Annotated in this window: 14 protein-coding genes; 13 read left to right on the top strand and 1 reads right to left on the bottom strand. The window is 71.6% G+C overall.

The genetic code is table 11. From position 1 onward, the window contains the following. Positions 1 to 22 precede the first annotated feature (22 nt). Genes ACIQMJ_RS16975 through ACIQMJ_RS16965 form a run of 3 tightly spaced genes read left to right on the top strand, consistent with a single transcriptional unit; the run spans position 23 to position 6,420 of the window. On the top strand, positions 23 to 1,012 hold the full coding sequence (locus tag ACIQMJ_RS16975) for a LacI family DNA-binding transcriptional regulator (protein WP_053716050.1): 990 nt from the start codon (positions 23 to 25) through the stop codon (positions 1,010 to 1,012). Continuing rightward, positions 1,006 to 3,339, top strand: a complete 2,334-nt coding sequence (locus ACIQMJ_RS16970) for a beta-xylosidase/alpha-l-arabinosidase (protein WP_499761904.1) — start codon at positions 1,006 to 1,008, stop codon at positions 3,337 to 3,339. Before ACIQMJ_RS16975 ends, ACIQMJ_RS16970 begins: the two co-directional genes overlap by 7 nt. A gap of 33 nt (positions 3,340 to 3,372) precedes the next feature. Next, positions 3,373 to 6,420 (top strand): glycosyl hydrolase 115 family protein, encoded by a 3,048-nt coding sequence (locus ACIQMJ_RS16965; RefSeq protein WP_499761903.1) that lies wholly within the window; start codon positions 3,373 to 3,375, stop codon positions 6,418 to 6,420. A 57-nt stretch (positions 6,421 to 6,477) separates the two neighbouring features. Here the strand turns inward: ACIQMJ_RS16965 and ACIQMJ_RS16960 are convergent, their stop codons facing one another. Further along, the gene (locus ACIQMJ_RS16960) at positions 6,478 to 7,446 is read right to left on the bottom strand and encodes an acetylxylan esterase (RefSeq protein ID WP_499761902.1); all 969 of its coding nucleotides are present in this window, start codon (positions 7,444 to 7,446) and stop codon (positions 6,478 to 6,480) included. Positions 7,447 to 7,550: 104 nt separating this feature from the next. Between ACIQMJ_RS16960 and ACIQMJ_RS16955 the strand changes: the two genes are divergently transcribed. The 10 genes from ACIQMJ_RS16955 (at position 7,551) to ACIQMJ_RS16910 (ending at position 19,461) form a co-directional block, all read left to right on the top strand. Then, positions 7,551 to 8,570, top strand: coding sequence for a LacI family DNA-binding transcriptional regulator (locus ACIQMJ_RS16955; RefSeq protein WP_499761901.1), 1,020 nt, complete (start codon positions 7,551 to 7,553; stop codon positions 8,568 to 8,570). A gap of 533 nt (positions 8,571 to 9,103) precedes the next feature. After that, a complete protein-coding gene (locus ACIQMJ_RS16950) occupies positions 9,104 to 10,720 on the top strand; it encodes a cellulase family glycosylhydrolase (RefSeq protein ID WP_499761900.1) in 1,617 nt (538 codons plus the stop codon). 9 nt (positions 10,721 to 10,729) lie between these two features. After that, positions 10,730 to 11,848: a cellulose binding domain-containing protein gene (locus ACIQMJ_RS16945; RefSeq protein WP_499761899.1), complete on the top strand. Its 1,119-nt coding sequence runs from the start codon at positions 10,730 to 10,732 to the stop codon at positions 11,846 to 11,848. Between the two features lie 150 nt (positions 11,849 to 11,998). Beyond that, positions 11,999 to 12,403: a YciI family protein gene (locus ACIQMJ_RS16940; RefSeq protein WP_499761898.1), complete on the top strand. Its 405-nt coding sequence runs from the start codon at positions 11,999 to 12,001 to the stop codon at positions 12,401 to 12,403. Further along, positions 12,400 to 13,626, top strand: a complete 1,227-nt coding sequence (locus ACIQMJ_RS16935; protein ID WP_499761897.1) for an RNA polymerase sigma factor — start codon at positions 12,400 to 12,402, stop codon at positions 13,624 to 13,626. The genes ACIQMJ_RS16940 and ACIQMJ_RS16935 overlap by 4 nt, the downstream gene beginning before the upstream one ends. Continuing rightward, positions 13,623 to 14,018, top strand: a complete 396-nt coding sequence (locus tag ACIQMJ_RS16930) for a DnaJ family domain-containing protein (protein ID WP_499761896.1) — start codon at positions 13,623 to 13,625, stop codon at positions 14,016 to 14,018. The genes ACIQMJ_RS16935 and ACIQMJ_RS16930 overlap by 4 nt, the downstream gene beginning before the upstream one ends. A gap of 93 nt (positions 14,019 to 14,111) precedes the next feature. Then, entirely contained in the window at positions 14,112 to 15,200 is a 1,089-nt protein-coding gene (locus tag ACIQMJ_RS16925) for an NsdA family TPR-like regulatory protein (protein WP_499761895.1), read from the top strand. Positions 15,201 to 15,521: 321 nt separating this feature from the next. Further along, positions 15,522 to 17,699 (top strand): pectinesterase family protein, encoded by a 2,178-nt coding sequence (locus tag ACIQMJ_RS16920; RefSeq protein ID WP_499761894.1) that lies wholly within the window; start codon positions 15,522 to 15,524, stop codon positions 17,697 to 17,699. Next, a complete protein-coding gene (locus ACIQMJ_RS16915) occupies positions 17,696 to 18,571 on the top strand; it encodes a carbohydrate ABC transporter permease (protein WP_499761893.1) in 876 nt (291 codons plus the stop codon). The genes ACIQMJ_RS16920 and ACIQMJ_RS16915 overlap by 4 nt, the downstream gene beginning before the upstream one ends. Continuing rightward, positions 18,568 to 19,461: a carbohydrate ABC transporter permease gene (locus ACIQMJ_RS16910; RefSeq protein WP_499761892.1), complete on the top strand. Its 894-nt coding sequence runs from the start codon at positions 18,568 to 18,570 to the stop codon at positions 19,459 to 19,461. The genes ACIQMJ_RS16915 and ACIQMJ_RS16910 overlap by 4 nt, the downstream gene beginning before the upstream one ends. The last annotated feature ends 7 nt before the right edge of the window (positions 19,462 to 19,468 follow it).

Genomic DNA, 19,468 nt, shown 5'->3' with positions numbered 1-19,468 from the left:
CGAGTTTCGATACTATCGGCCCATGCGTCGAGCCACGTTGGCCACGATCGCTGCAGCAGCGGGGGTGTCTCTCCCGACGGTGTCCAAAGTCCTCAACGGGAAGGACGACGTCGGCGCAGAGACCCGGGCCCGCGTGCGGCAGCTCCTAGCCGAGTATGACTACGTGCCGGTCGGGTCCCGCAGGGCCTCCGGTCACCTGCTGGTGGACCTCGTGTTCACCGCCCTGGACAGCCCCTGGGCGGTGGAGATCATCCGTGGCGTCGTCGACACCGGGCTGCACGTCGTGGTGTCGTCCACCGACAAACCCCGTCAGCACACGTCGTGGGCGGCGTCGCTGGTCGAGGCCAGGCGCGCGGGAGCGCTCCTGGTCACCTCCCAGCTGACCGCCGCCGACCGCCGGGTGCTGGCCAACTCCCGCATCCCGGTCGTGGTCATCGACCCGGTCGACCTGCCGCAGCCGAACGTGCCCAGCGTCGGCGCCACCAACTGGGCGGGCGGCCTGGCCGCCACCGAGCACCTCCTGCGCCTGGGCCACCGCCGGGTCGGCGTCATCGGCGGACCGGCCGGCATGCTGTGCAGCCGCGCGCGGGTCGACGGCTACCGCGCCGCGCTGGACCGCGCGGGCATCGCGTTCAACCCCGAACTGGTCAAGCACGGCGACTTCAAGCACGAGGGCGGGTTCCGCCGCGCGGCCGAGCTGCTGGCGCTGCCGGACCGGCCGACGGCGATCTTCGCCGGCAACGACGAGCAGGCATTAGGCGTGATCGAGGCGGCCCGCGTCGTGGGCCTGTCCGTGCCGCACGACCTGAGCGTGGTCGGGTTCGACGACCTGCCGGTCGCGGTGTGGTCCTCGCCCGCCCTCACCACCGTGCGCCAGCCACTGACCGAGATGGGCCGCCACGCGGGCCGCATGCTCGCCGACCTGATCGCGGGTCGCCCCGTGGAGACCGAACGGGTGGAACTGGCCACCGAACTCGTCGTCCGATCGTCAACGAAGGAGCCGCCGTGCTGAACCCCTGGGCCGATCCCGGAAAGCCGACCGGTGAGCGGGTCGCCGCCTTGCTGGCCGAGCTGACCCTGGAGGAGAAGCTGGCCCAGCTGGTGGGCGTGTGGGTGGGGATCTCCGAGGGTGAGGAGGTCGCGCCCGCCCAGCACGAGTTCGCCGAGCCGCTGCCGCCGTGGGACGAGCTGACCAAGCCCGGCCTCGGCCAGCTGACCCGGGTGTTCGGCACGGGCCCGGTCGAGCCGCTGGTCGGCGCGAAGGTGCTGGCCGAGACGCAGCGCAAGCTGGTCGCCAACACCCGCTTCGGCATCCCCGCCATGGCTCACGAGGAGTGCCTGTCCGGCTTCACCGCGTGGCAGGCCACCGTCTTCCCGACCCCGCTCGCGTGGGGCGCCTCCTTCGACCCGGACACGGTCGAGCGGATGGCACGCGAGGTGGGTCTCGCGATGCGCGACGTCGGCGTCCACCAGGGGTTGGCGCCGGTGCTGGACGTGTCGCGCGACCCGCGCTGGGGACGCACCGAGGAGACCATCGGCGAGGATCCGTACCTCGTCGGTCTCCTCGGTGCCGCCTACACCAAGGGCCTGGAGTCCAGCGGCATCGTGGCCACGCTCAAGCACTTCGCGGGCTACTCGGCCTCGCGCGGCGGGCGCAACCACGCACCCGTGCACATGGGGCCGCGCGAGTTCGCCGACGTGGTGCTGCCGCCGTTCGAGATGGCGCTGCGCCTGGGCGGCGCCCGCTCGGTGATGAACTCCTACGCCGAGGTCGACGGCGTGCCGCCCGCCTCGGACCACGCCCTGCTCACCGACCTGCTGCGGGAGCAGTGGGGCTTCACCGGCGTGGTGGTCGCGGACTACTTCGCGGTGTCGTTCCTGGAGACCGCGCACGCCATCGCGGGATCGCCGGGCGAGGCCGCCGCGCTGGCCCTGGCCGCCGGCATCGACGTCGAGCTGCCCAGCGTGCGCTGCTACGGCGAGCCGCTGGCCGAGCTGGTGCGCTCCGGCCAGGTGGACGAGGCGCTGGTCGACCGCGCGGTGACGCGCGTGCTGACCCAGAAGTGCGAGCTCGGCCTGCTGGACGAGGGCTGGCAGCCGGAGTCGCCCGCGGTGCTGCGCGGCGAGCCGGTCGACCTCGACCCGCCCGCGCTGCGCGACCTGGCCCGCACGATGGCCGAGCGCTCCGTGGTGCTGCTGGACAACGCGGCCGACCTGCTGCCGCTGCGTGACGCGGGCAAGGTCGCCGTGGTCGGCCCGTGCGCGGACGACCTGCTGGCGCTGATGGGCTGCTACGCCTTCCCGAACCACGTGGGCGTGCAGCACCCCGAGGTCGCGCTCGGTGTCGAGATGGACACGATGCTCCAGGCCGTGCGCAAGGAGTTCCCGGACGCCGCGGTGACCACGGCCAAGGGCTGCGACGTCGACGGCGACGACCGGTCGGGCCTGGAGGACGCCGTCGCGGTGGCGCGCGAGGCCGACGTGGTGCTGGCCGTGCTGGGTGACCGGGCCGGGCTGTTCGGCCGCGGCACGTCCGGCGAGGGCTGCGACGCGGAGGACCTGAACCTGCCGGGCGTGCAGGGCGAGCTGCTGGAGCGGCTGCTCGCGCTGGACGTGCCGGTGGTGCTGGTGCTGCTGACCGGCCGCCCCTACGCGCTCGGGAAGTACGTCGAGCCCGCCGCGGCAGTGAATGCGCGGCCCGCCGCGGTAGTCCAGGCGTTCTTCCCCGGCGAGGAGGGCGCGGGCGCGGTGGCCGGCGTGCTCAGCGGGCGGGTCAACCCCTCCGGCAAGCTGCCCGTGCAGGTGCCCCGGGGCCCCGGCGGCCAGCCGACCACCTACCTGCACCCGCCGCTGGGCGGTCCGGGCGGGGTCAGCTCGGTCGACCCGTCGCCCGCCTACCCGTTCGGCCACGGCCTGTCGTACACGACGTTCGAGCTGTCCGACTTCACCGGCGGCGCGCAGTTCCCGACCGACGGCGAGGTCGAGGTGTCGTGCCTGGTGCGCAACACCGGCGACCGGTCCGGCGCCGAGGTCGTGCAGCTCTACCTGCACGACCCGGTCGCGAGCGTCACCCGCCCGGTGCGCCAGCTCGTCGGCTTCGCGCGGGTCGAGCTGGAGGCGGGCGCGGCCACGGAGGTGACGTTCCGGCTGCACGCCGACCGCACCTCGTTCACCGGCCGGGACGGCAAGCGGGTCGTGGAGACCGGCGACGTCGTGCTCCAGGTCGGCTGCTCGAGCGAGGACATCCGCTGGGAGCACAAGATCGCCCTCACCGGCGAGCAGCGCGTGGTCGGCCACGACCGCGTGCTGGTGACCCCGGTGACCACCACCGCACGTTGACCCGCTGACCACGACGTCACGACGAGGTGACCCATGAGGTTGGTGCCCTTGCTGGTGCCGCTGGCACTCCTCGTGCCGGCGGCACCGGCGGCGGCGACGCCCACCCCGGACGGCCCGTCCCGGGTCGAGGGGTACGTCGTCGACGACCCGGGACCGGGGCGCTTCCCGCTCGCGTCCCGGGGCGGGGTCGCCGCCCTCGTGGTCAGCGACGCCGACCACCCCGGCGTGGTGCGCGTCGTCGGCGACCTGCGCGACGACCTCGAACGCGTCACGGGCGTGCGGCCGGAGATCACGTCCGTCGGCGGGGCGGACGACCCGACCGCGGTGCCGCGCGGCGACGTGGTCATCGTCGGCACGGTTGGCCGCAGCCCGCTGATCGACGGCCTGGTCGAGCGCGGCAAGCTCGACGTGTCCGGCATCGAGGGCAGGTGGGAGACCTCGCTCCAGCAGGTCGTGCACAACCCGGTGCCGGGCGTGCGGCGCGCGTTCGTCATCGCGGGCAGCGACCAGCGGGGCACGATCTTCGGGGCGTACGACGTGTCCCGCGAGATCGGCGTGTCGCCTTGGCACTGGTGGGCCGACGTCCCCCCGGCCCACCGCGCCGAGCTGCACGTCCTGCCGGGCAGGCACGGCCAGGGCACGCCCGCGGTGAAGTACCGCGGCTTCTTCATCAACGACGAGAACCCGGCGCTGGGCACCTGGGCGCCGAAGCACTTCGGCACCGGGCACGCGCCGGGCTTCCCGGCGGGCTTCAACCACCACTTCTACGCCAAGGTGTTCGAGGCCGCGCTGCGGCTCAAGGCCAACTACGTGTGGCCCGCGGTGTGGGGCCGGGCGTTCGCCGAGGACGACCCGCTCAACCACGCGACCGCCCAGGAGTACGGCGTCGTCATGGGCACCTCGCACGAGGCGCCGATGATGCGCGGCATCGAGGAGTGGAACCGGCACGCGCGAGCCGGAGCGGGTGACCCGTACGGCGGCAACGGCGGGTGGAGCTTCCGCCGCAACCGCGCCGCCGTCGAGCGGTACTGGACCGACGGCGTGCGGCGGATGAAGGACGAGGGCTTCGAGGGCGTGGTGACCCTCGGCATGCGCGGCAACGGTGACGTGAGCCTGCCCGACGGCGACGGCATCGAGCTGATGCGGGAGATCCTCGCCTCGCAGCGGGAGATCCTGGCCCGGGAGGGCATGGCGGACGTCCCGCAGGTGCAGACCCTCTACAAGGAGGTCCAGCGCTACTGGGAACAGGGGCTGCGGCCACCGGACGACGTGACCGTGGTGTTCGCCGACGACAACTGGGGCAACATGCGCAAGCTGCCCGACCCGTCGTTGCCCGAGCGCGCCGGCGGCTACGGCCTCTACTACCACTTCGACTACGTCGGCGGCGGGCGCAACTACAAGTGGGTCGACACCAGCCTGCTGCCGAACGTGTGGGACCAGCTGCACCAGTCCTACGAGTACGGCATCGACCGGCTGTGGGTCGTCAACGCGGGCGACGTGAAGGGCAACGAGCTGCCGTTGCAGTTCTTCCTGGACTACGCCTGGGACCCGCACCGCTGGCCCGTGGAGAAGCTGGGGGAGTGGGAGAAGCGCTACGCGGCGCAGAACTTCGGCTCCCGGTGGGCCGGGGAGGTCGCCTCGGTCCTGCGCGAGTACGGCAAGCTCCAGTCCGACCGCAAGCCGGAACTGCTCAACCGCAAGGCCACCGCCGCCGGGACCGCGATCACCTACGACGACCAGGCGTCGCCGTTCAGCCTGACCGACTACCGCGAGATCGACCGCGTCACCGAGCAGTGGCAGCGGTTGGCGGACGAGGCCGAACGCATCCGCAGCACGCTTCCGCAGTCCAAACAGGACGCCTACCACCAGCTGGTGCACTACCCGGTGAAGGCGACCGCGAACCTGTACGCGCTGCGGCTGGCCGAGTTCACCAACCTGTTCTACGCCAAGCAGGGGCGTGCGTCGGCCAACGCCCTCGCCGACGCCACCGACGCCCGGTTCGCCGAGGACCAGGCGATGTCGGAGTACTACAACACCGTGCTCGCGGGCGGGAAGTGGAACGGCTTCCAGACCCAGCCGAAGATCGGCTACGGCGACGTCGCGCGGTACGGGCCCAACGCGCCGTGGCAACAACCGGAGCGCGACAACCGGGTGCTGCCGGACGAGGTCTTCCCGGCGGTGAAGCGGGTCTCGCTGCCGCAGGTGGCCGAGCTGGGCGTGGCCGTCGACGGCTCCGACCAGTGGTGGCCCGCGGCCGGCGGGTCCCCGGTGCTGCCCGCGTTCAGCCCGCACCAGTCCCAGCCGGGGCAGTACGTCGACGTGTTCAACCGAGGCGCGGTCCCGTTCGACTACCGGGTCACGTCCGGGGCGGCGTGGCTGGAGGTCGACCGGCCGCACGGCACGGTGGCCGAGCAGGTCCGGTTGGACGTGCGGGTCGACTGGTCACGTGCGCCGAAGGGGCGCACCGAGGTGCCCCTCACGATCACCGGCGCCGGCGCGGAGGTGACCGTGCGGGCGGTGGTGGAGAACGACCTGGTCGACCCGCGGGGCTTCGTGGAGGCCAACGGGTACGTCTCCATCGAGGCGGCCCACGCCACCCGGGTCGTCGACGGCGACGGCGTGCGGTGGAAGCGGATCCCGGACCTCGGCCGCACCGGCGACGGCATGGAGCCGTTCCCGGTGACCGCGCCGAGCCGAGAGCCGACGGGGCCGCGCCTGGAGTACGAGCTGACCGTGCGGTCCGACGGGCCGGTGACCGTGTGGGCGCACCTGTCGCCGCGCAACCCCGTGCTGCCCGGCCCCGGCCTGCGGTACGCGGTGTCGTTCGACGACCAGCCGCCGCAGGTCGTCGACATCACCGCCGCCACCGGCGCGAACGACACCACCATGAACCGCCAGTGGGAGCGCAACACCTCCGACAACGTCAACCGAACCGCCACCGGGCACCACCTCACCGCGGGCGTGCACACGCTCAAGGTGTGGGTGGTCGACCCGACCGTGGTGGTCCAGAAGCTGGTCGTGGACACGGGGGGCCTCAGGTCGAGCTACCTGGGACCCCCGGAGAGCCGCCGAGTCCACTGACCGGGCTGGGGCGTGAGGGGGACTATGGCGGTGGCCCCCCTCACGCCCCGCCTTAACTCACAGGTGAGCGCGCAGGTGCCGCAGCTTGCGCTCGTCGTGCACGCGGGGCGTGGTGTGGCCGCTGAACGGGAACACCGCCATCTCCTTCGGCGCGGTGATCTCGTTGTAGGCCGCGTACACCGTGGACGGCGGGCACACCTCGTCCATCAGGCCGACGCTGAGCAGCGACGTCGCCGTGATCCGCTTGGCCAGCAACGCGCCGTCCACGTACCGCAGCGTGTCGAGCGCGGTGGGGATCAGGTCGACGTGCTGCGCCAGGAACTGCGCGATCTCCGCGTACGGCTCCGCGCCGGTGATGGTGATGGCGCGCTGGAAGTCGCACAGGAACGGGACGTCGGCGTGGCAGACCTTCACCGCGTCGCCGTTGAGCGCGGCGGCGGCCAGCGCCAGCCCGCCGCCCTGGCTGCCGCCGGACACCGCGATCCGCGTCTCGTCCACCCCGTCGAGGGACGCGGCCACCTCGACGGCGCGCGCGGCGTCCACCATCAGGCGCGTGACGTAGTAGGTCTCGGGGCTGGCGATGCCGCGCGTCATCACGCCGGGGTGCTCGGGGCCCGCGAACCCGGAGTCCGGGGTGGCGCCGAGCGTCCACCGCCCGCCCTGGCCGCGGGTGTCCATCACGAACACCGCGTAGCCGACGGACGGCAGCAACGCGTGCTCCGAGGGCAGTCCGCGCCCGCCGCCGTACCCGATGTAGCAGACGACCGTGGGCAGCGACTCGACGCCGGACCCGGCGGGGCGGATGTACCAGCCGCGCACCCGGTCGCCGCCGTAACCGGAGAACTCCACGTCCCAGACCGACAGCGGGCCGTAGGCGTCGGCCGCGTAAGGGGTGAGCACCGGCGGCAGCGCGGCGGCGCGGGCGTCCTCCAACCGGGTCTTCCACCACAGGTCGAGGTTGTCCGGCTCGGCGGTGTCGGTCCGGTACAGCGCCAACTCCCGCTCGGAGAGGTCGAACCAGGGCACGGCGGTCCCCTTTCACATTATCCGTTAAGCGCTTAATTACCCTACCGGGCCGGGCCGGGGGTGCGGCGGTCTAGACTTATTGATCACCGACCGAGGAGGCGCGGGTGGTAGGGAAGCGTCCGACCATCTCGGACATCGCCAAGGCCGCGGGGGTGTCCACCGGCGCGGTGTCGTACGCGCTCAACAACCGGCCGGGCGTCTCCGAGCCGACGCGCCGTCGGATCATGGACATCGCCGACCGCCTCGGCTGGGTGCCGAGCAGCGCCGCGCGGTCGTTGAGCGACGGTCGGGCCAACGCGATCGGGCTGGTCGTGGACCGGCCGGCGCGGGTGATCGGCGTGGAGCCGTACTTCATGCAGTTGATCTCGGGCATCCAGGGTGCGCTGGCGGGCGGGCCGACGTCGTTGCTGCTCCAGGTGACGGACAACTCGGCGGCCGAGCTGGCGGCGTACCGGCGGTGGTGGGGCGAGCGGCGGGTCGACGGCGTGCTGCTGGTCGACCTGGTCCAGAACGACCCGCGGGTGGAGCTGGTGCAGGAGCTGCGGCTGCCGGCGGTCGTGCTCGGGGAGCCGGTCGTGCCGGAGCTGCCGTGCGTGTGGACCGACGACGAGCTGGCCGTGGAGGAGGTGCTGGAGTACCTGGTGGCGCTCGGGCACCGGCGCATCGTCCGGGTCGCGGGGCCGACGAAGTTCGTGCACACCCAGACCCGGTCGCGCGCGTTCACCACCGCGGCGGCGCGGTTGAACCTGCCCAACGCGCGGGTCGTGCACGCGGACTACTCCGACGAGGCCGCCGCGCGCGTGACCCGGCGGGTCCTGACCAGCGGCACCGTGCCCACGGCTCTGGTGTTCGACAACGACGTCATGGCCGTGTCCGCTCTGGGCGTGGCGCACGAGCTGGGCCTGTCGGTGCCCGACCAGCTGTCCCTCGTCGCCTGGGACGACTCGGCCCTGTGCCGCCTGGTCCGCCCGGCCCTGTCCGCGGTCCGCCGCCCGATCGCCGAACGCGGCGCCGCCGCCGTCCGCCTGCTGCTGGACGTGATCAACGGCGCCCCTGCCGACCAGGTCAAGACCTCCGACCCCGAACTGGTCCCCCGCTCCAGCACCTCCCACCCTCCCGCCTGACCCCCGCGCGCGCGAGTCGAACCCTCAGGCCCCGCGTGTCGAACGCTCAGGTCCCGCGTGTCGAACCTTCAGGTCCCGTGAGTCGAACGCTCAGGTCCCGTGAGTCCTACGTTCGGAACGCGTGTGTCCTACGTTCGCGTCGCGGCACGTGGTGATGCGCAAAACCCCAGGTCGCGTGTTCTGAGCGTTGAACTCAGGGGTCCTGAACGTAGGACTCTCGGGTCCTGAACGTAGGACTCTCGGGACCTGGAGGTTCGACTCTCGGGGCACGAGGGTTCGACTCGCGCGAGGTGGGGGTTGGCGGAGGGGCGGTGGTGGGGGAGACTGGGCGGCAGGCGTTCTGGGAGCGGTTCCAGAAGGTCCGTTCAGGTGTGCCCGGCGGTAGGTGCGCGGGTGGGGGAGAGGCCGGGATTCCGGCGAATGACAGCGTTGACACTTAAGCGGTTAATTGCTTTGGTGTTGGGGCCTGCCGCAGGCAGGTGCGCTGCCCTGCGCTCGCTACGTCAACGTCGACAACTACGCGAGGTACATCCATGCGCAAGCGATTCGCCTTGGTCGGCGCAGCCGTCGCCACCTTGGTCCTGTCACTGCTGACGGTGGTGCCGGCGCACGCCGCGGCCGGGTTCACCGTCAGCAACGGGCGTCTGCTCGACGCCAACGGCAACGACTTCGTGATGCGTGGCGTGAACCACGCGCACACCTGGTACGCCGACCGCACCACCCAGGCGCTCAAGGACATCAAGGCCACCGGCGCCAACACGGTCCGCGTGGTCCTCAGCTCGGGCGACCGGTGGACCCTCAACTCCGCCACCGACGTCGCGAACGTCATCAGCCAGTGCAAGGCCAACAAGCTCATCTGCGTGCTGGAGGTGCACGACACCACCGGCTACCAGGAGCAGAGCGGCGCCGTGAGCCTGGCCCGCGCCGTGGAGTACTGGAAGAGCATCCAGAGCGCCCTGGCCGGCCAGGAGAAGTACGTCATCCTCAACATCGGCAACGAGCCGTGGGGCAACACCGGCTACACCGGCTGGACCCAGGCCACCAAGGACGCCATCACGTCGCTGCGCGCGGCGGGTTTCCAGCACACGATCATGGTGGACGCGCCGAACTGGGGCCAGGACTGGGCCTTCACCATGCGCGACAACGCCGCCTCGGTGTTCGACGCCGACCCGCAGAAGAACACCGTGTTCTCCATCCACATGTACGGCGTGTTCGACACGGCCGCCGAGATCAACGACTACCTGAACCGGTTCGTCACGGCGAAGCTGCCGATCGTGGTCGGAGAGTTCGGCTTCGACCACTCCGACGGCAACCCGGACGAGGACACGATCTTCGCCACCACGCAGTCGCTCAAGCTCGGCTACCTCGCGTGGTCGTGGTCGGGCAACGGCGGCGGCGTCGAGTACCTCGACATGGTCACCGGCTTCAACGCCGCCCAGCTCACGACGTGGGGCCAGCGCGCGGTCAACGGCGCGAACGGCATCAAGGCGACCTCCCGGCAGGCCAGCGTCTACGACAGCGGCACCGGCCCGGACACCACCGCGCCGTCCACGCCCGGCACCCCGACCGCCTCGGGCGTCACGGCCACCGGCGCCACGCTGTCCTGGACCGCGTCCACCGACAACGTGGGCGTCACCGGCTACGACGTCGTGCGCGTCAGCGGCACCACGGAGACCGCGGCGGCCGGCACCGCCTCGGCGTCGGCGACCATCACCGGCCTGACGGCCGACACCACCTACACGTTCGCCGTGTACGCGCGGGACGCGGCGGGCAACCGCTCGACCCGTTCCGGCACGGTCAACGTGACCACCCAGTCCGGTGGTGGCGGCGGTGCCTGCGCGGTCACCTACAAGATCGCGGGCCAGTGGCAGGGCGGCTTCCAGGGCGACGTGAAGATCGCCAACACCGGCACGGCCGCGGTCAACGGCTGGACGCTGCGCTGGACCTGGGCCAACGGTCAGACGGTCAGCCAGTCCTGGGGCGCGACCACGACCCAGTCCGGCGCCACGCTGAGCGCGACCAACGTGTCCTACACCGGGAGCATCCCGGTGAACGGCTCGGTCAGCTTCGGCTTCATCGGGTCGTGGAACGGCACGAACCCGGCGCCCACCGGGTTCACCCTCAACGGCGCCGCCTGCACGACGGCTTAGGAGGCGGCGATGTCGAGGAAGACGGCGATAGTCGCGCTGTTGGGCGCGTTGGCCACGCTCGTCGGAGTGCTGCTGGCCGCGCCCGGGCAGGCGGTCGAGGCCGCCGCGCCGACGCGGATCATGGCGCTGGGCGACTCGATCACCGGGTCGCCGGGGTGCTGGCGGGCGCTGCTGGACCGCGACCTGCGGGCGGCGGGGCACACGAACATCGACTTCGTGGGCACCCGCGCGGGTGACGGCTGCGGTTTCGCCTACGACGGCGAGAACGAGGGCCACGGCGGCGCGCTGGTCACGACGGTGGCCGACCAGAACCAGCTCGTCGGGTGGCTGAGCGCCACCAACCCGAACGTGGTGCTCATGCACTTCGGGACGAACGACGTGTGGAGCAACCGGTCGACCGCGACGATCCTGGCCGCCTACAGCAAGCTGGTGGACCAGATGCGGGCCAACAACGCGAGCATGAAGGTGCTCGTCGCCAAGATCATCCCGATGGCGGCGAGCGCGTGCGCGGAGTGCCCGCAGCGGGTCGTCGACCTGAACGCGGCGATCCCCGGCTGGGCGGCGGGCAAGTCCACCGCGCAGTCGCCGATCACCGTGGTCGACCAGTGGACCGGGTTCGCGACCTCGAGCGACACCTACGACGGCGTTCACCCGAACGCGTCCGGTGATCGCAAGATCGCGGACCGGTGGGTCCCGGCCGTGGTGTCCGCGCTGAACGGCACCACGCCCACCTCCACCACGACGAGCACGACGAGCACGACCACCACCACGTCCACCACGACGACGACCACGACGGCGACGACGACCACGTCCGTCCCGCCGACCGAGTGCGGCGTCCTGATCAAGGTCATCAGCCAGTGGCAGGGAGGGTTCTCGGCGGAGATCGAGATCCGCAACGGTCGGACCTCGCCGACCAGGAGCTGGCGGCTCCAGTTCGACCTGAAGCCCGGCCTGGCGGTGACCCAGGGGTGGAGCGGCACGTTCAGCCAGAGCGGCACCACCGTGACGGTCACCAACGCCTCCTGGAACGGCGCCATCGCGCCCGCGACCTCGATCAAGATCGGGTTCAACGGTTCGGGTGACGCCACCGGCTGGGTGCCGCCGAAACCGCTCTGCTCGCTGACGTGACGGGACCTCGCGGTTGTGCCTGCCCCCAGGCACAACCGCGAGACCTGTAATGTGACTCAGGTCACATCGGGACGCGTAGGGAACGCCGCGACGGCTCCGTCCACAGGGTGCAAGCGCCAAGATGGGCGCACGAACACCTAGGAGTCCGACATGGCGAAGTTCCTGCTCCTCATGAACTACGGCCCGGCCGCCAACTGCGACGTCCCCATGGACCAGTGGGCGCGCGAGGACATCGCCGCGCACATCCGGTTCCAGCAGGACCTGGGTCGGGAGCTGGCCGAGAACGGCGAGCTGGTCGACGCCCAGGGCCTCGCGGGCCCGGAGCTGGCCAAGACGGTGACGTACACCGGCTCCGGCGCGCCCGTCATCACCGACGGCCCGTTCCCCGAGTCGAAGGAGCTGCTGGCGGGCTACTGGCTGGTCGACACCACGCTGGAACGCGCGCTGGAGATCGCCGCCCGGGCCTCCGCCGCGCCCGGCCCGAACGGCGTGCCGATCGGCCAGCCGATCGAGGTGCGGGAGCTGATGTCCGCGCCCGCGACGACCGACCTGTGAGCGAGACCGTCGAGGACCTGCTGCGCCGGTGCGCGCCGCAGGTCCTCGGCGTGGTCGCACGCCGGTTCGGCGACTTCGCGCTGGCCGAGGACGCGGTGCAGGAGGCGTTGCTGGCCGCCGCGCGGCACTGGCCCGCGGACGGCCTGCCGGACAACCCGCGCGGCTGGCTCGTGCAGGCCGCCGTGCGCCGGATGACCGACCTGATCCGCAGCGAGGCCGCGCGCCGCCGCCGTGAGGACGAGGTGTTCCGCGAGCCGCCGCCGGGTGATGCGGTGGACCGGGACGACACGCTGGTGGTGCTGTTCCTGTGCTGCCACCCGGAGCTGACGCCCGCGTCGGCCATCGCGCTGACGCTGCGCGCGGTGGGCGGCCTGACCACGGCGGAGATCGCGAACGCGTTCCTGGTGCCCGAGGCGACGCTGTCCCAGCGGATCACCCGGGCCAAGCAGAAGCTGCGCGGCGCGAGCTTCGCCCTGCCCGGCCCGGACGAGTTCGCGGCCCGGCTGCGGTCCGCGCTGCACGTGCTGTACCTGATCTTCAACGAGGGCTACACCAGCAGCGTCGGCGGCGCGTTGCACCGCACCGAGCTGTCCGGTGAGGCGATCCGGCTGACCCGGGCCGTGCACGCCCGCCTGCCGTCCGATCCCGAGGTGGCGGGCCTGCTGGCGCTGATGCTGCTCACCGACGCCCGCAGGCCGGCGCGCACCGGCCCGGACGGCGAGCTCGTCCCGCTGGCCGAGCAGGACCGGTCGCGGTGGGACCGGGCGCTGATCGTCGAGGGCGTCGACCTGATCATGGGCGCGCTGGAGCGCGGCGCGATCGGCGAGTACCAGTTGCAGGCGTCGATCGCGGCGATCCACGACGACGCGGCCCGCGCCGAGGACACCGACTGGCCGCAGATCCTGGGCATGTACGGGCTGCTGGAGCGGATGACCGGCAACCCGGTGGTGTCGTTGAACCGGGCCGTCGCGGTGGCCATGGTGCACGGCCCGGCCGAGGGCCTGGCGCTCATCGACGCGCTGGACGAGCGCCTGCCCGGTCACCACCGCCTCGACGCCGTCCGCGCCCACCTGCACGAGATGGCGGGGGACGTGCCGCGTGCCGTGGCGCACTACCGCGCGGCTGCGGCGCGCACCACCAGCGTCCCGGAGCAGCGCTACCTGATCGACAAGGCGGCACGGCTCGCGCCGCCGGTATCCTCGACGGGGGGTGGTGCGTCGTGACCGAGCGCAAACCGGCCGGGGTGGGCTTCGAGACCTGGATCGAGCGGCAGATCCGCGAGGCGCAGGACCGCGGCGAGTTCGACGACCTGCCGGGTGCGGGTCAGCCGTTGAAGGGGTTGCACGAGCCGCACGACGAGCTGTGGTGGGTGAAGGAGAAGCTGCGCCGCGAGGAGGGCACCGCCCTGCCGCCGACCTTGCTGCTGCGCAAGGAGGCGGCCGACGCGCGCGAGGCCGCCGGTCGGGCCCGCACCGAGGCCGAGGTCAGGTCGATCCTGGCCGACGTCAACGCCAGGATCGTCGAGGCGATCCGCAAGCCGCTGTCCGGCCCGCCGCTGAACCTCATGCCGTTCGACGTGGACCACGTCGTCGCCGAGTGGCGCGCCGCTCGCTGATCCCCGGCCCGGCCGCGCGCGGCAAGACGGTTCGCGGTCGGCCTGCGCGAACCGTCTGTCCACTTCGGACTTGACCTCATCTGGTCCGGGCGAGTGACGCGCGGTCGGACCACCGGCGCCGCGCGCGCCCCTGACGGCGGCTCCCGTGTTGGTGCCGTCGATGTCACTCTGGGTACCCCGCAGCCACATGCCAGATGGATCCCCTCCACCGCTCTAGTGGAATTGCGAGGTGCGGCGATGGCAGAACCCCAGCGCGTCCCGGCACACATCGGGGTCGAGGACGTGGAGCGCTTGGAAGCCGAGACCGAACGCCTGCGCGGGGTGGACTACCGGCAGGGCGGTGGCGCGTGCCGGGACGCGGCGGTCGGCTGCGCGGCGTGGCACGACCACTACCTGGACGCGGTGGCCACCGGTGCGGTGCGCAGACGGCTGCTGGTCGCGTTGGCCGACCTGCACAACCTGGCCGCGTGGACGTGCTTCGACACCGGCCGGGAACGTGCCGCCGCCCGGCACTGGAACCGGGCGCTGGGCATGGCGTGCGAGGCGGGCCACCACGACCTGGAGGCCAACATCCACTACCGCGTCGGCCGGATGCGGCTGCACGGCGGCAAGCGGCGGGCGGCGCTGGAGGCGTTCGCGTTCGGGCTGGTCGCGGCGCGCCGGGCGGGGTCGCGGCGGGCTGTCGCGATGCTGCACGCGAACCAGGCGTGGGCGTACGCGGCGCTGGGTGACCGGCGCGAGGCGACGCGGCGGCTGAACCTGGCGCACGACGAGTTCGCCCGCGCGTCCGGCCCCGCGCCGGGGTGGGCGCGGTTCTTCGACGAGCCGGACCTGCGCGGGTTGACCGGTGTGGTGCTGACCGAGCTGGCCCAGACGGTCGACCCGGCGCACGCGGGGCCCGCGATCGACTCGCTGAACGCGGCCGTGGCGGGCTACTCGGACGGCATGGCGCGCAGCCGCGCGTTCAGCCTCATGGCGCTGGCCGCGAACCACCTGGTGGACGGGGACTTCGACCAGGCGGCCGAGACGGGCGAGCGGGCGCTGGCGGTCGCGGGCGCGGTGGCGTCGACCCGCGTCGCCGACCGGTTGCGACCGCTGCGCCGGCTGGCCGACCGGCACCCGGGCAACGCGCACGCGCGCACGCTGTCCGCGCGCATCGCCGCGTTCACGCCGCCGGTCTGACGCCCGCGGGTCTGATGCCCGCCGGTCCGGCACTGCCGGTCTGACGCCTGCGGCTCCGCCTTACCCGCGCGGCTCCGGCACCGGTTCCGCCATCCACACCGCCCCCGACCCGGCCTCGGGTCGGGGGCGGTGCCGTGTGCTCTGGGCCGGTCGCGCGATCGAATTCGACTCGAATTCGATGGCGCGTCGAATCACGCGGTCGAACGGGGATCGAACGAAGTTACGTCGTTGACGTGTGGCGGACACTTTCGCAATACTCTGTTCGCACTTCTGGAACGTGTTCACACTTATGAACAAATTCGCCGGGGAAGGCCCCTCGTCATGCGGATACTCAGTACTGCGCTCGTGCTTTCCTGCGCCCTCGGCGTGATCGCGGCGGCACCCGCGCACGCAGGTCATGACCTGGGGAGACAGGTTCTCCAGCCCGGTGACGGCTGGGCGTCGAGCGGCACCGGCACGACCGGTGGGTCGGCCGCGACCACCGAACACGTCGTGCGCACGGCGGCGGAGCTGCGGGCCGCCCTGGCGGCGCCCGCCCCGCGCCTGATCAAGGTGCGCGGCGTCATCGACGTCAGGGCTGATTGCGCAACATATGCCACGGACGGCTACACGCTCGCGGGCTATTTGGCCGCATACGACCCCGCCGTTTGGGGGCGCGACACCGAGCCGAGCGGACCGCTGGAGGACGCCCGCGCGGCGTCGGCCCGCCGCCAGGCGGAGGCCATCGCGTTCAACGTCGGTTCGGACACCACGATCGTCGGCGACGGGCGGGGCGCGGGCATCACCGGCGCGAACGTCCGCGTCCACGGCGCGAGCAACGTGATCATCCGGAACCTCACGTTCCGCGACACCCGCGACTGCTTCCCGCAGTGGGACCCCACCGACGGCGCCACCGGCAACTGGAACTCCGCCTACGACGCGGTGTCCCTCCAGCGCGCCACCAACGTGTGGGTCGACCACAACACGTTCACCGACCAGCCGTTCCCGGACAGCGCGGCGCCGAGCTACTTCGGCCGCCCCTTCCAGCAGCACGACGGCTCGCTCGACATGACCAGCGGCACCGACCTGGTCACCGCGTCGTACAACCTCTTCGAGGACCACGGCAAGACGATGCTCATCGGCTCGTCGAACACGTCGACCACCGATCCCGGCAAGCTGCGGGTCTCGGTGCACCACAACGTGTTCCGCAACGCCGAGGAGCGCCTGCCGCGGGTCCGGTTCGGCCAGGTGCACGTCTACAACAACCTGTACGAGCCCGGACCGACGTTCGTCTACGCCTGGGGCGTCGGCGTGCAGTCGAAGCTGTACGTGGAGAACAACTACGTCAAGCTCGGCAACGGCGGCGCGGTCGAGGACCTGATCCACAACTGGGGCGGCACGGCCATCACCGAGGTCGGCACGCTGGTCGACGGGAAGCCGGTGGACGCGCTGGACGCGTTCAACGCGGCGAACCCGACCGCGCAGCTCGCCGGCGACGCGGGCTGGACGCCCCAGTTCACCCTGGGCCTGGAGCCGACCACGCGGGTGAAGAACCTCAAGGCGGGCGCGCAGCAGCGCGAGCGCTACCACGTGGCCAAGGGCACGGACTTCGACACGGTGCAGGCCGCGATCGACGCCGCCCCGCCGGGCACCACCATCACCATCGGCAAGGGCGTGTACCGCGAGGTCCTCCGGGTGCCCGCGACCAAGCCGGACCTGACGCTCAAGGGCTCCACCGGCACCGCGCGCGACGTCGTCATCGACTACGACAACGCCAGCGGCACCAAGAAGCCCGACGGCACCACCTACGGCACCACCGGCTCGGCCACCGCGACGATCGAGGCGGACGGCTTCACCGCGCGCGACCTGACGTTCAGCAACTCGTTCGACCGGGCCGCGCACCCCGAGATCACCGCCACGCAGGCCGTCGCGGTGAAGGCGACGGGCGACCGCCAGTACTACGACCGGGTCCGCTTCCTCGGCCACCAGGACACCCTGTACGCCGACACCCGCGCGGTCGGCACGCGGGCGCGCCAGTACTACCGGGGCGGTGAGATCGCCGGCGACGTCGACTTCATCTTCGGCCGCGCGACCGCCGTGTTCGACCAGGTCACCATCCGCGCGCTGGACCGGGGTGGCGACCGCCCCGATGGAACTCCGGCGGGGTACATCACCGCCGCCAGCACGCGCCGCGACAACCCCCACGGCTTCCTGATCATGAACTCCACCGTCCTGAGCGACGCGCCCGCCGGCACCTACTACCTCGGCCGGCCGTGGCACCCCGGCGGTGACCCGGACGCCATCGCGTCGGTCGTCATCCGCGACACCAAGCTGCCCGCCGCGGTGAAGACCGCGCCGTGGACCGACATGTCCGGCTTCTCCTGGCGCGACGCCCGGTTCGCCGAGTTCCGCAACTCCGGCCCCGGTGCGACGCCCGGCGCGGACCGGCCGCAGCTCACGCAGGACCAGGCTTCGCAGCACACCCTGCGCGCGTACCTCGGCGACTGGAACCCCGCATGAGAACACGCACGTGGGCGCCCTACGCCCTGATCGCGCCGACGCTGGTGCTGATGGCGGTCTTCCTGGTCTACCCGATCGGGAGCGTCGTCTACTACAGCCTCCAGCGGTACAACGTCACCCAGCCGTGGAAGAACGGCTGGGCGGGGTTGGACAACTTCAAGCAGATGCTGTTCGACGACCCGCTGTTCTGGCAGAGCCTCGCGTTCAGCGCCAAGTGGGTGTTCGTCGAGGTCGGCCTGCAACTGCTGCTCGGCCTGGTCCTCGCCCTGATCGTGAACGAGACGTTCATCGGCCGGGGCGTGGCGCGGGCGCTGGTGTTCTCGCCGTGGGCGGTGTCCGGCGTGCTCACCACGGGCATCTGGATCCTGCTGCTCAACCCGTCCACCGGCATCTTCCAGCAGCTCTCCCAGTGGGGCATCGGCTCGCCGGGCACCTCCGTGCTCGGCAACCCGGACACGGTGTTCGACGCCCTCGTGGTGACCGAGCTGTGGCGCGGCGTGCCGTTCTTCGCCATCCTGCTGCTCGCCGACCTCCAGAGCATCCCCAAGGACCTCTACGAGGCGGCGTCCGTGGACGGCGCGAGCCGGTGGCGGCGCTTCACCAGCGTCACCCTGCCGCACCTCAAGGACGCGATCATCCTGTCGACGCTGCTGCGCGCGGTGTGGGAGTTCAACAACGTCGACCTCATCTACACCCTGACCGGTGGTGGTCCGGCCAACCAGACCACCACGCTGCCGCTGTACGTGGCCAGGCAGGCCGTCGACTCGCACAACTTCGGGTACGGCTCGGCGCTCACCGTGGCCGGGTTCCTGATCCTGTTGTTCTTCTCGATCGCCTACCTGCGGTTGTCGAAGTTCGGGAGTCGTGCATGACCGAGACGTTGACCCGACCGCCGGTGGACACCCCGCCGCCGCCCCGGCAGCCGACCAAGCGGCGCCGCCGGGCCGTGGCCGAGGAGCCGGGCAAGCCGTGGATGATCCACGTGCCGCTGGTGCTGTACCTGCTGTTCACGCTCATCCCGTTCTACTGGATGCTGGTGTTCGCGGTGCGGCCGAGCGGTTCGACGCAGCTCGTGCCGTGGCCGATCTCGTTCGAGCACTTCGACACGGTGTGGAACGACATCGGGTTCGGCATCTTCTTCTACAACAGCGTGATCATGGGCTTGGGCGTGCTCGTGTTCGTGACCATCCTGTCGGTGATGGGCGGCTACGCGCTGGCGCGGTTCAAGTTCCGCGGCCAGCGGGTGTTCCTGCTGGCGATGCTGTGCAGCCAGTTCATCCCCGGCGCGATGATGCTGATCCCGCTGTTCGTGATCTTCAAGGGGTTGGGGCTGCTCAACAGCCTCACCGGCCTGATCATCGCGGAGGTGGCGTTCCAGCTCCCGCTGTCGCTGATCCTGATGAGCGGGTTCATCCGCAACATCTCGGTCGAGCTCGAAGAGGCCGCCATGGTGGACGGCTGCTCGCGCTTGCGCGCGTTCTTCGCGGTCGTCCTGCCGCAGCTCAAGCCCGCCCTGGTGGCGGTCGGGTCGTTCGCGTTCATCGGCGCCTGGAACCAGTTCCTGTTCGCGCTGATGTTCGCGACGAAGCAGGACAAGTTCACCCTGCCGGTCGGCCTGAGCTACACGTTGGGTGAGTTCAACACCGACTTCGGAGCACTCGCCGCCGGTGGCGTGGTCGCAGCCGTACCGGTGGTCCTGGTTTTCGCCGTCGTGCAGCGGTTCCTGGTGCAGGGGCTCAGCGCCGGGGCTGTCAAGGGATAGGGAGCAT

Origin of the sequence: Actinosynnema sp. NPDC091369, from assembly GCF_044757065.1 — a bacterium.
GTDB lineage: Bacteria > Actinomycetota > Actinomycetes > Mycobacteriales > Pseudonocardiaceae > Actinosynnema.
Note: the sequence above shows the minus strand (reverse complement) of the source record. Positions and strands in the feature narration are given on the sequence as shown.